Source organism: Streptomyces sp. NPDC088812, from assembly GCF_044750285.1.
Taxonomy (GTDB): domain Bacteria; phylum Actinomycetota; class Actinomycetes; order Streptomycetales; family Streptomycetaceae; genus Streptomyces.
Genome location: NZ_JBIVJP010000042.1, coordinates 15,587 through 29,057 on the forward strand (window position 1 = coordinate 15,587; position 13,471 = coordinate 29,057).

Genomic DNA, 13,471 nt, shown 5'->3' on the forward strand with positions numbered 1-13,471 from the left:
CCGACAGGAACGGAGAGCACGCGTGACGCGCAGCGTGTACGTGACCGGGATCGACCGCGGCGACGGCCGCCAGGTCGTCGAGCTGGGGGTCATGGAGCTCCTGACCCGGCAGGTCGACCGGGTGGGCGTCTTCCGTCCCCTCGTCCACGACGGACCGGACCGTCTGTTCGAGCTGCTGCGCGCCCGGTACCGGCTGTCCCAGGACCCGGCGACCGTCTACGGCATGGACTACCACAAGGCGTCCGTGCTCCAGGCGGAGCGGGGCGCGGACGAGCTGGTCTCCACGCTCGTCGACCGGTTCCACCGCGTCGCGCGCGCCTACGACGTCGTCCTCGTCCTGGGCACCGACTACGCCGACACCCAGTTCCCGGACGAGCTGTCCCTCAACGCCCGGCTGGCCAACGAGTTCGGCGCCTCCGTGATCGGTGTCGTCGGCGGCCGGGGGCAGACCGCGGAGTCCGTGCTCGCCGAGACCCGCAACGCCTACCGGGCGTACGAGGGGCTGGGCTGCGACGTCATCGCGATGGTCGCCAACCGGGTCGCCCGGCAGGACCGGGACCCGATCGCGGAGCGGCTCGCGGGCCGGCTGCCGGTGCCCTGCCACGTGCTCCCCGACGAGCCCGCCCTGTCCGCGCCGACCGTCGCGCAGGTCGCGCACACGCTCGGCGCGAAGGTGCTGCTCGGCGACGACTCCGGGCTCGCCCGTGACGCGCTCGGCTTCGTCTTCGGCGGCGCGATGCTGCCGAACTTCCTGAACGCGCTGACCCCGGGCTGCCTGGTGGTCACCCCCGGCGACCGGGCCGACCTGGTCGTCGGCTCGCTGGCCGCGCACAGCGCCGGCACCCCGCCGATCGCCGGTGTGCTGCTCACCCTCGGCGAGGTGCCGAGCGGGGACGTCCTGACCCTGGCCGCCCGGCTCGCCCCCGGCACCCCCGTGCTGTCGGTGACCGGCAACAGCTTCCCGACGGCCGAGCAGCTGTTCTCCCTGGAGGGCAAGCTCAACGCGGCCACCCCGCGCAAGGCGGAGACCGCCCTCGGTCTCTTCGAGCGGCACGTGGACACGGCCGACCTGCTGAAGCGGGTCTCCGCGCCGAGCAGCGACCGCGTGACGCCGATGATGTTCGAGCACCAGCTGCTGGAGCAGGCCCGCTCCGACCGGCGCCGGGTGGTGCTGCCGGAGGGGACGGAGGAGCGGGTGCTGCACGCGGCCGAGGTGCTGCTGCGCCGCGGCGTCTGCGACCTCACCCTGCTCGGCCCCGTCGACCAGATCCGCAAGAAGGCCGCCGACCTCGGCATCGACCTGGGCGACTGCCAGTTGACCGACCCGGCCACCAGCGAGCTGCGCGACCACTTCGCCGAGCTGTACGCGGGTCTGCGCGCCCACAAGGGCGTGACGGTGGAGCTGGCGTACGACGTGGTCTCCGACGTGAACTACTTCGGCACGCTGATGGTGCAGGAGGGTCTCGCCGACGGCATGGTGTCGGGCTCGGTGCACTCCACGGCCGCCACCATCCGGCCCGCGTTCGAGATCATCAAGACCAAGCCGGACGCCGACATCGTCTCGTCCGTGTTCTTCATGTGCCTGGCCGACAAGGTCCTCGTCTACGGCGACTGCGCCGTGAACCCCGACCCGAACGCCGAGCAGCTCGCCGACATCGCCATCCAGGCGGCGGCGACCGCCGCCCGGTTCGGCGTGGAGCCGCGGATCGCGATGCTGTCGTACTCCACCGGCACGTCCGGTTCCGGGGCCGACGTCGACAAGGTGCGGGAGGCCACGGAGCTCGTCCGGGCCCGCCGTCCCGACCTCAGGATCGAGGGGCCGATCCAGTACGACGCGGCCGTGGAGCCGTCGGTCGCGGCGACCAAGCTGCCCGGGTCGGAGGTGGCCGGCCAGGCCAGCGTGCTGATCTTCCCCGACCTGAACACCGGCAACAACACCTACAAGGCCGTGCAGCGTTCGGCCGGCGCGATCGCCGTCGGGCCGGTGCTCCAGGGTCTGCGCAAGCCGGTCAACGACCTGTCGAGGGGCGCCCTCGTGCAGGACATCGTCAACACGGTCGCCATCACGGCGATCCAGGCACAGTCCCCCAGCGAGAAGGCGACCGCCCAGTGAGTCCCACCCGTGTCCTCGTCCTCAACTCCGGCTCCTCGTCGGTGAAGTACCAGCTGCTCGACATGCGGGACAGCAGCCGGCTGGCCGCCGGGCTCGTGGAGCGCATCGGCGAGCAGGCCTCCCGGCTCAAGCACACGCCCCTCGCCCGGGGCGGGGAGTCCCGTGAGTGGAGCGGGCCGATCGCCGACCACGACGCCGCGTTGAAGGCCGTGGCCGAGGAGCTGGCCCAGGACGGGCTCGGGCTGGACTCGCCCGAGCTGGCCGCGATCGGGCACCGGGTGGTCCACGGCGGCAAGCGGTTCACCGAGCCGACCGTCGTCGACGACGCCGTGCTCGCGGAGATCGAGCGGCTGATCCCCGTGGCGCCGCTGCACAACCCGGCCAACCTGACCGGGATCCGCACCGCGCGGTCCCTGCGCCCCGACCTGCCCCAGGTCGCCGTGTTCGACACCGCCTTCCACACGACGATGCCGGAGGCGGCCGCCCGCTACGCGATCGACGTCGAGACCGCCGACGCGCACCGCGTCCGGCGCTACGGCTTCCACGGCACCTCGCACGCCTACGTCTCCCGGGCGACGGCGAAGCTGCTGGGCCGGGCCCCCGAAGCGGTGAACGTCATCGTGCTGCACCTGGGCAACGGGGCGTCGGCGTCGGCCGTGCGGGGCGGGCGGTGCGTCGACACCTCCATGGGACTGACGCCGCTCGAAGGCCTGGTGATGGGGACCCGCTCCGGGGACGCCGATCCGGCCGTCATCTTCCATTTGGCGCGTGTTGGCGGAATGTCCATCGACGAAATCGACACTCTTCTCAACAAGAAGAGCGGACTGATCGGCCTGTGCGGCGACAACGACATGCGGGAGATCAGGCGCCGCATCGACGAGGGCGACGAACGGGCGAGGCTCGCCTTCGACATCTACATTCACCGTCTGAAGAAGTACATCGGCGCCTATTACGCCGTCCTCGGGCGGGTGGACGCGATCGCGTTCACCGCGGGGGTGGGCGAGAACGCGGCGCCGGTGCGGGAGGCGGCCGTCGCGGGCCTGGAGACCCTGGGCCTCGCGGTGGACGGCGAACTGAACGCCGTACGCAGTGACGAGCCGCGGCTGATCTCGCCCGGGGACGCGCGGGTGAAGGTCGCCGTGGTGCCGACCGACGAGGAGCTGGAGATCGCGACGCAGACGTACGCACTGGTCGAAAACACGAACTGAGCAGGAAAGCAACTGAGCGCCGGCCACCTCATTTGTATCTTCCGCCAGACGGAATATTCCGCGGCGAAACAAACCGATAGGATCGTCCCATGCGCCGTTCGAAAATCGTCTGTACTCTCGGCCCCGCGGTCGACTCCCACGAGCAGCTCGTGTCGCTGATCGAGGCCGGCATGAACGTGGCCCGCTTCAACTTCAGCCACGGTACGCACGCCGAGCACCAGGGCCGGTACGACCGGGTCCGTGCCGCGTCCAAGGAGACCGGCCGCGCCATCGGCGTCCTCGCCGACCTCCAGGGCCCGAAGATCCGCCTGGAGACCTTCGCCGAGGGCCCGGTCGAGCTGGAGCGGGGTGACGAGTTCGTCATCACCACCGACGACGTGCCGGGCGACAAGCAGATCTGCGGCACCACCTACAAGGGCCTGCCCGGGGACGTCTCGCGCGGCGACCAGATCCTGATCAACGACGGCAACGTCGAGCTGAAGGTCCTGGACGTCGAGGGCCCGCGGGTGAAGTCGATCGTCATCGAGGGCGGCGTCGTCTCCGACCACAAGGGCATCAATCTGCCCGGCGCGGCCGTCAACGTGCCCGCGCTCAGCGAGAAGGACATCGAGGACCTGCGGTTCGCGCTGCGCATGGGCTGCGACCTGGTCGCGCTCTCCTTCGTCCGGGACGCCAAGGACGTCGCCGACGTCCACCGGGTCATGGACGAGGAGGGCCGCCGCGTCCCCGTCATCGCCAAGGTGGAGAAGCCGCAGGCGGTGGAGAACATGGAGGACGTCGTGATGGCGTTCGACGGTGTGATGGTCGCCCGTGGCGACCTGGCCGTCGAGTACCCGCTCGAGAAGGTCCCCATGGTGCAGAAGCGCCTGATCGAGCTGTGCCGGCGCAACGCCAAGCCGGTGATCGTCGCGACCCAGATGATGGAGTCGATGATCACCAACTCCCGTCCGACCCGCGCCGAGGCCTCCGACGTGGCCAACGCGATCCTGGACGGCGCCGACGCGGTCATGCTGTCCGCCGAGTCGAGCGTGGGCGCGTACCCGATCGAGACCGTGAAGACGATGTCGAAGATCGTCACCGCGGCCGAGCAGGAGCTGCTCTCCAAGGGCCTGCAGCCGCTCGTCCCCGGCAAGAAGCCGCGCACGCAGGGCGGTTCGGTGGCCCGCGCCGCCGCCGAGATCGCCGACTTCCTCGGCGGCCGCGGCCTGGTCGCCTTCACCCAGTCCGGCGACACCGCCCGCCGGCTGTCCCGCTACCGCGCCGCCCAGCCGATCATCGCGTTCACCACGGACGAGGGCACCCGCAACCAGCTGGCGCTCAGCTGGGGCGTGGAGTCGCACGTCGTGCCGTTCGTGAACAGCACCGACGAGATGGTCGACCTGGTGGACCAGGAGATCACCCGGCTGCACCGCTTCGAGCCGGGCGAGATCGTCATCATCACCGCCGGTTCACCGCCCGGCGTCCCCGGCACCACCAACATGGTCCGCGTCCACCACCTGGGCGAGGGCTCTTCCCGCGACTGAGCGGTGCCCCCGGGCGGGGTCTCGTACGGCGGTACCGCGCTGAGGGCGCGCCCCTGGGACAGGGGCGCGCCCTTTCGGCTGTCCGCCACCGAACGGGCTGGCCCGGTACCGAACGGGCCCGGCACCGAACGGGCCGCAAACTATCGACACACTGTCAAAGATGATCGTCTTATGAGAGTCTCCTCCCCTGGCGGTGATCCGTTTCGGCGGTCCCGGCTGGTGCCGAGCGACGAGGACGGCGGGCGCGAGCCTGCCGGCAAGGGGGAGGGAAAGGCCATGAAGTCCCGGAGAACGGTGACCCGAGCGTTGGCGACGGGTGTGTGCGCGATCGGTCTGGTCGCCGGTATGCAGGGCCAGGCCTGGGCCGGAACGGTGACCATCAACGCCGCCGGCGGCGCCGGGTACGGCACCTGGAACGCCGACCCGGACGGCTCGATCCCCGGTGACGCCATCCGGGCCTGCGACACCAAGGCCGACGGCTGGGGCGTCGAGACCGCTCTCGACTACGACTTCGACACGGTGCCCGACCGGATCGTCGACACCCGCGGTCACGCCGCGGGCTACTGCAGCGGCTGGCTGGGCGGTGACCTCAAGGAGGGCCGGACCGTCCGCATGTACGTCACGCCGGTGCAGGGAAGCAGCAGCGGACCCTCGTACTACATCGACGTCGTGGCCTGACGTCCCACGGAGTGCCCCCGGCACGGATCCGCGCCGGGGGCGGTGCCGTCAGTCGGTCGTGTACAGCTGCATGCCGGGGATGTGCAGCGTCCCGCCGAACTGGGCGGCCTGAGTGACCTTCACATCGGTGAAGTAGATCAGCGGGATGTTCAGCGGCGGCGGGCTGTCCGGGCTGAACGTGATCGGGACCAGGCCGAACAGGTTGCCCGAGATGCTCTCGGTGTACATGATCGTGTCGCCGTCGCGGATGGTGGAGGTCGTGCCCTCACCGGCCTGCACGTGGTACGTCTTGCCGGAGTTGTCGTCGTTCACCAGCTGGTGCAGATCGCCGATGTCGGTGCCGCCGGAGATGACGTACTTCAGCACCTTCTTCGTGGTGCCGCTCGCGGTCTTCACCTCGACGACCCCCTGGTAGTCCGCGCCCTTGAGCAGCAGCGAACTCGCCTCGAGGTACCACGGGTCGTCCGCGACCGGCACCTTGTTGTCCACGCCGCCCTCGTCGTCCGTGGCGGCGACGCAGTCCTCCGCGTCGGTGGTGGAGCTCGCGGAGGGGCTGGGCGAGGCGGTGGCCTCCTCGGCGTCCTCGTCCGCGGCCTCCTCGGCGTCCTCCACCGCGTCCTCGGCGGTGTCCTTCACCTCGTCGGTGACCGCGTCGGTGGTGTCCTTGACCGTGCCGCCGGCGGAGTCGCCCTCGTCGGAGGAGTCCGTCGCGTCCTGGTCCGACGAGGAGGTGCCGCTGTCGGCGGAGGCCGAGGCGGACGCGGACGCGGACGGCGACGGGCTCGCACCGGTCGTCGCCTCGTCGGACGTGTCGCCGTCGAAGAGGTCGGTGATGGCGTCGCCGATGGTCTCCAGGAGGTTCTTGTCCGTCGCGGAGGCCGACGGGCTCGCCGTCGCGGTGGCGCCGGAGGACGACGCCGACCCGTCCGCCGAGGAGGCGGCCTCGGAGGACGCCGACGGCGCGGGCTCGGCCTCGTCGTCGGAACCTGAATCCGACGACGAGGAGCCGTCCGCCGAACTCCCCTGGCCGGTGGAGTCCTTGGAGTCCTCGGAGTTATGGGAGTCCTCGGAGTCCGACGCGTCGTCCGTGGAAGCGCTCCCGGAGGCCGACGGGGAGGGTGACGCGGAGGCGGAGGCGTCCGCGCCCTCCAGGGCCGTCACGCACTCCTGGTACTCGTCGGCCAGCTTGCTGTTCGCCGTGGGCTGGTCGTCGGCGACGGCGAGCGTCGGGGTGAACCCCATGCCCATGAGGACGGCGGTGGGCATCGCCGCCATCGCTATCGCCTTGCCGGCCGGCATGTGGAACCGGGTGAGCAGGGGCTTCTTCGGCGCCGCGTGGCGCCCTGTGCCCTTCGGCCGGTCCGGGGAGGCCGGACCGGTGGTGCGGGCCTCGTCAGCCGACACGGTGCACTCCGTTCGGTTCCTTCGCCCCGTCGCCGTACGGCGCGCCGCCCTCGGCCGGCTCGTTCCAGGAGCGGGGCAGGTCCGGCTCACCGGCGACGGCTCCCGGAGCGGGTTCCGGCGCGCCGTCCGTCGTGGGAGCGGGCCCGGCACCCTTCGGCGCCGCGCCCTCGGCCGTGGGCTTGCCGGGCGCCCAGGAGAGGGCGAGCGCTCCGCCGATCAGCGCCAGCAGGAAGCCGATGATGAAGCCGCCGATGTTGGAGACCACCAGCGAGACCAGCGCGAGGAGGATCGAGGCGATGCCGGCGAAGACCCGGGTGGCCTGCTGGAACCACATGGTCAGGCCCAGCGTGACCAGCAGGACGCCGATGATCAGCGAGCCGGCCCCCGCGGTGGTCGACATGGCGAGCGACATGGTGCCCAGCTTGAGCGTGGCGTACGGGAAGTAGGCGATCGGCAGTCCGCCGAGCAGGGTGAACAGGCCTGCCCAGAAGGGCCGGGTGCCCCGCCAATCACGGAAGCGCAGACGCAGCCGGGTGAACCTCCCGGCGCTCTGGACCGGAGTCTCGGCACTCATGGAAAACAGCTCCCTGGGTCCGGTGGAAGTACGTACCGGCTCGGCGTTATGCGTGGAGAAGCCGGAAAGTCTGAGATGGTGCGAGGATGCCCGGCGTCCGGCCGGGCCGGGCCCGCGGGGCGGAGAAGCACCGGCTTCCCCGCCCCCGGCGGAACCCCCCGGGGCGGCTCAGCCGCCCCGGGACACCCCGGTGACGGAAGCCGTCAGTAGCACTCCATCTTGGCGTCCGTGCCGAGGCGCATGGACAGGCCGCTGAGCTTGAACGTGCCGGCCGTGGTCGCCCACGCCGTCTGCTCCACGCCGTAGAGGTCGGCCGTCTCCGCCTGCTGGGCGAAGCCGCCCGGCAGCACGGTCTCGCCCTCCTTCACGGCGGGACCCTCGGTCTTGTCCTGAATCGCGACGCCGATGTCGATGTTCTTGAACTCCGCGTCGGCGTCGAGCTGGGCGACGTCGATGTAGAGGTTCTCGGCGACGACCGGGTTCTTCTCGTCGTTGCCCGCCTCGAGACGAAGGTAGATCGTCTTGCCTATGAGGGGGATCTCCGTCTTGACGGACTGGCACATCTTGGTGATCGTCGCGTCCTCGAACGACGAGACCGCCACGGGGACCTGGGTCTTCGTCTTGCCCTCGGTCGAGGTGTAGACGGTGTCGATGCCGCCGTACTGGGCGAAACCCTCACCGTGCAGGTGACCGGCCGTCACCTTGAACTGCTGGCCGGAGACGCTGAACGACGCCGCGAGGGCACCCTGCGCCAGACCGATGCCCACACACGCCGCCGCGGCGACGCTGGGCACCATGACCACGGCGAACCGCTTCCATCTGGTCCCGCCACGCACCTGGGACTCCATATTTCCTCCTTCTCGGACGTACATCTCCTGGCTCCGGCTCGCCCCCTAGGCGGCGGCTCGGCCGGGCAGGGATGGGAGAAGTGCTACGTCCTCGGGAAGGAGAGCGCCCGCCTCGGAGGCGCGAACCGCGCACCGATCACCGGCGATCACCCCCGAGCGACAACCACTGGTCGCGCCTGAACACGCATCACGCACAACCTTGCTGGACAGGCTTCGCCGTGGCGAAGACCCCCCTGCCCAAGAGCCGGCGTCACTACCGCCCGCTCTGCTCGGTGGGGACCCAGGAAAACCCGTTGACCCAACCGGCTGCCGGGGCACGGGAACGGACCGAGCGTGGCCGATCGTGGTGCATTCTCGCCGCCCGCACAAGGGGGTTCGTTACTGGCTAGTAACGGCCGGATAACCGAACAACGACCCGGAGGTCTCGAGCGGCGACAGTCGGTACCCATGACACCCAGGACAAAACTGTTGATCGATGGACAGAGTCCGACAGACCCACCGCCCCGACTTACTGCCAGTAACAGCGGCCGCGATTACCAAGATTTGGCAAAGCGCGGCCGCACGGGGCCATCCTCGGCAGAACTTTCACGCGGGCATCACGGGCCCTGGCGTTTAGCGACTGGTCAGAACCGGGCCGCCCGCCCGGCTCAGAACAGCGCCCGGGCCAGCGCCCGCCGCGCCGTGGCCACCCGGGGATCGTCCGGCCCGACCACCTCGAACAGCTCCAGCAGCCGCAGCCGTACGGCGTCCCGGTCGTCGCCCGCCGTGCGCCGCACGGTGTCGATGAGCCGTCCGAAGGCGTCCTCGACGTGACCGCCCACCAGGTCCAGGTCGGCGGCGGCGATCTGGGCCTGCGCGTCCTGCGGCTTGCCGGCGGCGTCCTTGCGCACCTGCTGCGGGTCCATCTCCTGCACCCGCTGGAGCAGTTCGGCCTGCGCCAGACCGAGCTTGGCCTCGGTGTTGCCGGGGTCGTCGGCGAGCACGTTGCCGTAGGCGCGGACGGCACCGGCGAGGTCACCGGCGTCCAGCGCCCGCACGGCGGCTTCGAGCAGCGCGTCGTAGGGACCGGCCGGCGCCTCGGCCGGCTCCGTACGGCCGCCGGTCTCGGCGTCGGGGTCGACGGTCAGGCCGGTCAGACCGAAGCGCTGCTCGGCGACGGCCACCAGCTGGTCGAGGGTCTGGCGGATCTGCGCCTCGCCCGCGGCCCCCTGGAAGAGCGGCAGGGCCTGTCCCGCGACGACGGCGAAGACGGCCGGGATGCCCTGCACCCCGAACTGCTGCATCAGCATCTGGTTGGCGTCGACGTCGATCTTGGCGAGGAGGAAGCGGCCGTCGTACTCGACGGCGAGACGCTCCAGGACCGGGCTCAGCTGCTTGCAGGGCTGGCACCACTCGGCCCAGAAGTCGATGACGACGGGCACCTCGGCGGACCGCTGGAGGACGTCCCGCTCGAACCCGGCCTCGTCGACGTCGATGACGAGGTCGGCGGGGGACACCGCCCCCGTACCGCCCTGCCGGGCGGCTTCGGCTCGCGCCTGCTCCGCCTTCGCCTTGGCCTCCTGGGCCGCCTTCACCGCGGCGAGGTCGACGACCCCGCTCATGGACATGTTCCGTGGCTGCATGCGTCTATCCTCCCCCGTACCCGCGTGTGCGTGAAAAGCGAACCCGAATGTGCGCCGGGTCCCCACCCGCGCCAGGCGGTCGCGGCCCCCCACGCCGGGCGGCCGCGGCCCGTGCACGTCCGTCACGGGCTTTCGCTACGAGTCGTAGCGTAATGGTGCCGGAGGCCTTCCCGGGACCGGTCCCCGGTGATCTCCCTCACGGCGGCACGACCCTGGGGAGCGCGGAACCCGCCGGATAGGGTCGGGCCATGCAGAGCCGCAGCCCCGCCAGCCGCACCGGACGTCCGCGCAGCGCCGCGGCGGACGCCGCGATCCTGGCTGCCACGCGGGCGGCGCTGGTGGAGCTGGGCTGGTCGAAGCTGACGCTGGGGGACGTGGCGACCCGGGCCGGGGTCGCGAAGACCACGCTGTACCGGCGCTGGGCCGGCAAGAACGAACTGGTCGTCGACGCGGTCGCGGAGCTCTTCGACGAGCTGGAGCTCCCCGACCGCGGCAGCCTGGCCGCCGACGTCGAGGGCGTGGTCTCGCAGTTCGCGGCGATCCTCGCCCGCCCCGAGGCCAGGAGCGGCCTGATGGCGGTCGTCGCCGAGTCCACCCGCGACGACGCCCTGCGCGCACGCATCCGCTGCTCCATCGTCGAGCCCCAGAAGGACCTGGTCCTGGAGGGCCGGGCCCGCGCCCAGGACCGCGGCGAACTCCCCCCGGAACCCGACCCCGGAGAGGCCGCCCGCACGGTCGACCTCATCTTCGACGTCGTCGCGGGCGCGGTGGTCCACCGCACGCTGGTGAGCGGGCAGCCGGCGGACGAGGAGTGGGTGCGCGGTTTCACCCGGGTGCTGCTGCTCGGACTGGCGGGGGCCGCCGCCTAGGGCGTGTTGCGAAAGTAGCGCCGGCCGCCCGAAGGGCGGGCCCTGCGGCGTCTGGTGCGTGTGATCGCAAGGCGGAGGGTCGCCCTCGTACTGGGCGTACGTGGGCGATCCCGACAACGCAGCGAGCGCGCGTGCCAGGCGTCGCAGGGCAGGCGGGACTTTCGCAACACGCCCTAGGCCCGCCAGCGCGCGGCCCCCGTCCGCCCAGGGCGCTCAGAAGCCGGCGGGCTCCGTGTACACCCCCCACTCCTCCCGCAGCACGTCGCAGATCTCGCCGAGGGTCGCCTCGGCGCGTACGGCGTCCAGCATCGGCTCGATCATGCCGGCGCCGTTCCGGGCGGCGGCGAGCATGCCGTCGAGTGCGGCGCGCACGGCGGTGTCGTCCCGGGCCGCCCGGCGCGCGGCCAGCGCCCGCACCTGGTCCCGTTCCACCTCGTGGCCGACCCGCAGGATCTCCAGGTCCCCGGTCACCGACCCGGTGTGGGCGTTCACCCCGACGACTCTCTTCTCGCCCTTCTCCAGGGCCCGCTGGTAGCGGAAGGCCGACTCGGCGATCTCCCCGGTGAACCAGCCGTCCTCGATACCGCGCAGGATGCCGGAGGTGACCGGACCGATCGGGTGCCGTCCGTCGGGGTGCGCCCGCAGCCCCCGCTCCTTGATCCGTTCGAAGATCTTCTCGGCGTCGGCCTCGATGCGGTCGGTCAGCTGCTCGACGTACCAGGAACCGCCCAGCGGGTCGGCGACGCCTGCGACGCCGGTCTCCTCCATCAGCACCTGCTGGGTGCGCAGGGCGATCTCCGCGGCCTGTTCGCTGGGCAGCGCCAGCGTCTCGTCCAGCGCGTTGGTGTGCAGCGAGTTGGTGCCGCCGAGGACCGCCGCGAGCGCCTCCACCGCCGTGCGCACCACGTTGTTGTACGGCTGCTGGGCGGTCAGCGAGACGCCGGCGGTCTGGGTGTGGAAGCGCAGCCACTGCGCCTTCTCGCTCCGCGCCCCGTAGACGTCCCGCATCCACCGGGCCCAGATGCGGCGGGCCGCGCGGAACTTGGCGATCTCCTCGAAGAAGTCGACGTGCGCGTCGAAGAAGAAGGAGAGTCCGGGCGCGAAGACATCGACGTCCAGCCCGCGGCCGATCCCCAGCTCCACGTACCCGAAGCCGTCCGCCAGCGTGTACGCCAGCTCCTGCGCGGCCGTCGCGCCGGCCTCGCGGATGTGGTAGCCGGAGACGGACAGCGGCTTGTAGGCGGGGATGCCGGACGCGCAGTACTCCATCAGGTCGCCGATGAGGCGCAGGTGCGGCTCGGGCGGGAAGAGCCACTCCTTCTGCGCGATGTACTCCTTGAAGATGTCGGTCTGGAGCGTGCCGTTGAGGACGGCCGGGTCGATGCCCTGCCGTTCGGCGGCGACCAGGTACATGCAGAAGACGGGTACGGCGGGCCCGCTGATCGTCATCGAGGTGGTGACGTCCCCGAGGGGGATGTCCCGGAACAGCGCCTCCATGTCGGCGGCGGAGTCGACGGCGACCCCGCAGTGCCCGACCTCGCCCAGCGAGCGCCGGTCGTCGGAGTCGCGGCCCATCAGCGTCGGCATGTCGAAGGCGACGGACAGCCCTCCGCCGCCGTTGGCGAGGATCGTCTTGTACCGCTCGTTGGTCTGCTCGGCGTTGCCGAACCCGGCGAACTGGCGGATGGTCCAGGCGCGCCCGCGGTAGCCGGTCGGGTACAGCCCGCGAGTGAAGGGGTACTCGCCGGGCCACCCGATCCGCTCGAAGCCCTCGTAGGTGTCGCCCGGCCGGGGCCCGTACACCGGCTCCACGGGGTCCCCGGAGAGCGTGGTGAAGTCGGCCTCCCGCTTGCGGGAGGCGTCGTACCGGGCCTGCCAGCGTCGGCGGCCCTCCTGGATGGCGTCAGCGTCCATGCTTCGAATTTACTAGGACGTCCTAGTAAATGTCGACGGCAGACCGCCGTACGGGTCGGTCCGTACGGCGGTGGCGGTCAGGCCTTGGCGGCCACCGGGGCGTCCTCGGCGACCTCGGCCTCCAGCTCGCGGCTGATCCTGCGCTCGACGAAGAACGCGGCGGTCGGGACGGTCCCGGCCAGCAGCACCCACAGCTGCCGGGCGACCGGCCACTTCGCCTTGGAACCCAGGTCGAAGGCGAAGACCAGGTAGACGACGTAGAGCCAGCCGTGCGCGATGGAGACGACCCGGGTGGCGTCCGCGGCGCCGTCCAGCTCCAGCACGTACTTGCCGATCATGCACAGGCACAGCAGGACCAGCAGCACACCGGTGACGTAGGCCATGACGCGGTAGCGGGTCAGCACGCTCTTCTTCATGCCGTCGAGCGTAACCACCCGTTCCGGGAGATCTTGTACCGGGTCGCCCGCCACCGGAGTGTCCCGGTCGCTCCTCGCCGGACGCCCGTCACTCCCCGGCAGGACGGCCGTCACCACGCGGCGGGACGGCCGTCACCACGGGGCGGGACGGCCGTCACCACGGGGCGGGACGGCCGTCACCACCCGGCGGGACGGCCGTCACCACGCGGGGGGGGTGCCTCTATGTCTTTCGTCAAGGCACCCTCGTCGGGTTTGGGGTAGTTCGGGCTCGTCGCGGTTATGCGGCGAGCCCGATGGTTTTC

General features: G+C 71.2%; 11 protein-coding genes. 5 read left to right on the forward strand and 6 right to left on the reverse strand.

Annotated elements, in window-relative coordinates; genetic code table 11:
* Positions 1–22: 22 nt before the first annotated feature.
* The 4 genes from pta (at position 23) to ACIP67_RS42360 (ending at position 5,522) form a co-directional block, all read left to right on the forward strand.
* Positions 23–2,113, forward strand: a complete 2,091-nt coding sequence (gene pta / locus ACIP67_RS42345; protein WP_401699837.1) for a phosphate acetyltransferase — start codon at positions 23–25, stop codon at positions 2,111–2,113.
* Positions 2,110–3,321 carry an acetate kinase gene (locus ACIP67_RS42350; protein WP_401699839.1) on the forward strand — a complete coding sequence of 404 codons (1,212 nt, stop codon included), beginning with the start codon at positions 2,110–2,112 and terminating at the stop codon, positions 3,319–3,321. The genes pta and ACIP67_RS42350 overlap by 4 nt, the downstream gene beginning before the upstream one ends.
* 89 nt (positions 3,322–3,410) lie before the next feature.
* Positions 3,411–4,844, forward strand: coding sequence for a pyruvate kinase (gene pyk, locus ACIP67_RS42355; RefSeq protein ID WP_401699842.1), 1,434 nt, complete (start codon positions 3,411–3,413; stop codon positions 4,842–4,844).
* Positions 4,845–5,120: 276 nt separating this feature from the next.
* Positions 5,121–5,522 (forward strand): hypothetical protein, encoded by a 402-nt coding sequence (locus ACIP67_RS42360; protein ID WP_401699845.1) that lies wholly within the window; start codon positions 5,121–5,123, stop codon positions 5,520–5,522.
* Positions 5,523–5,570: 48 nt separating this feature from the next.
* Here the strand turns inward: ACIP67_RS42360 and ACIP67_RS42365 are convergent, their stop codons facing one another.
* From ACIP67_RS42365 to ACIP67_RS42380, 4 genes are all read right to left on the reverse strand, one after another.
* The gene (locus ACIP67_RS42365; RefSeq protein ID WP_401699847.1) at positions 5,571–6,926 is read right to left on the reverse strand and encodes a hypothetical protein; all 1,356 of its coding nucleotides are present in this window, start codon (positions 6,924–6,926) and stop codon (positions 5,571–5,573) included.
* Complete coding sequence (locus tag ACIP67_RS42370) at positions 6,916–7,500, reverse strand: DUF6114 domain-containing protein (RefSeq protein WP_401699849.1); 585 nt, start codon at positions 7,498–7,500, stop codon at positions 6,916–6,918. The genes ACIP67_RS42365 and ACIP67_RS42370 overlap by 11 nt, the downstream gene beginning before the upstream one ends.
* A gap of 203 nt (positions 7,501–7,703) precedes the next feature.
* Positions 7,704–8,348: a DUF6230 family protein gene (locus tag ACIP67_RS42375; protein WP_401699851.1), complete on the reverse strand. Its 645-nt coding sequence runs from the start codon at positions 8,346–8,348 to the stop codon at positions 7,704–7,706.
* Positions 8,349–8,995: 647 nt separating this feature from the next.
* Positions 8,996–9,970 (reverse strand): tetratricopeptide repeat protein, encoded by a 975-nt coding sequence (locus ACIP67_RS42380; protein WP_401699853.1) that lies wholly within the window; start codon positions 9,968–9,970, stop codon positions 8,996–8,998.
* Positions 9,971–10,218: 248 nt separating this feature from the next.
* On the opposite strand from ACIP67_RS42380, the gene ACIP67_RS42385 reads away from it, so the two are divergent.
* Positions 10,219–10,839, forward strand: a complete 621-nt coding sequence (locus ACIP67_RS42385; RefSeq protein WP_389514299.1) for a TetR/AcrR family transcriptional regulator — start codon at positions 10,219–10,221, stop codon at positions 10,837–10,839.
* Positions 10,840–11,052: 213 nt separating this feature from the next.
* Here ACIP67_RS42385 and ACIP67_RS42390 read toward each other — a convergent pair whose 3' ends face one another.
* Together ACIP67_RS42390 and ACIP67_RS42395 are read right to left on the reverse strand one after the other, a co-directional pair.
* The gene (locus tag ACIP67_RS42390) at positions 11,053–12,753 is read right to left on the reverse strand and encodes a methylmalonyl-CoA mutase (RefSeq protein WP_401699857.1); all 1,701 of its coding nucleotides are present in this window, start codon (positions 12,751–12,753) and stop codon (positions 11,053–11,055) included.
* Positions 12,754–12,830: 77 nt separating this feature from the next.
* Positions 12,831–13,169: a DUF3817 domain-containing protein gene (locus tag ACIP67_RS42395; RefSeq protein ID WP_401699860.1), complete on the reverse strand. Its 339-nt coding sequence runs from the start codon at positions 13,167–13,169 to the stop codon at positions 12,831–12,833.
* Positions 13,170–13,471: the final 302 nt, after the last annotated feature.

Bases quoted from the DNA above. Each gene is read 5' to 3' on its own strand.
- ACIP67_RS42360 (WP_401699845.1), top strand. From the start codon at position 5,121: ATGAAGTCCCGGAGAACGGTGACCCGAGCGTTGGCGACGGGTGTGTGC.
- ACIP67_RS42375 (WP_401699851.1), bottom strand. From the start codon at position 8,348: ATGGAGTCCCAGGTGCGTGGCGGGACCAGATGGAAGCGGTTCGCCGTG.
- ACIP67_RS42395 (WP_401699860.1), bottom strand. From the start codon at position 13,169: ATGAAGAAGAGCGTGCTGACCCGCTACCGCGTCATGGCCTACGTCACC.
- ACIP67_RS42385 (WP_389514299.1), top strand. From the start codon at position 10,219: ATGCAGAGCCGCAGCCCCGCCAGCCGCACCGGACGTCCGCGCAGCGCC.
- ACIP67_RS42380 (WP_401699853.1), bottom strand. From the start codon at position 9,970: ATGCAGCCACGGAACATGTCCATGAGCGGGGTCGTCGACCTCGCCGCG.
- ACIP67_RS42390 (WP_401699857.1), bottom strand. From the start codon at position 12,753: ATGGACGCTGACGCCATCCAGGAGGGCCGCCGACGCTGGCAGGCCCGG.
- pyk (WP_401699842.1), top strand. From the start codon at position 3,411: ATGCGCCGTTCGAAAATCGTCTGTACTCTCGGCCCCGCGGTCGACTCC.
- ACIP67_RS42370 (WP_401699849.1), bottom strand. From the start codon at position 7,500: ATGAGTGCCGAGACTCCGGTCCAGAGCGCCGGGAGGTTCACCCGGCTG.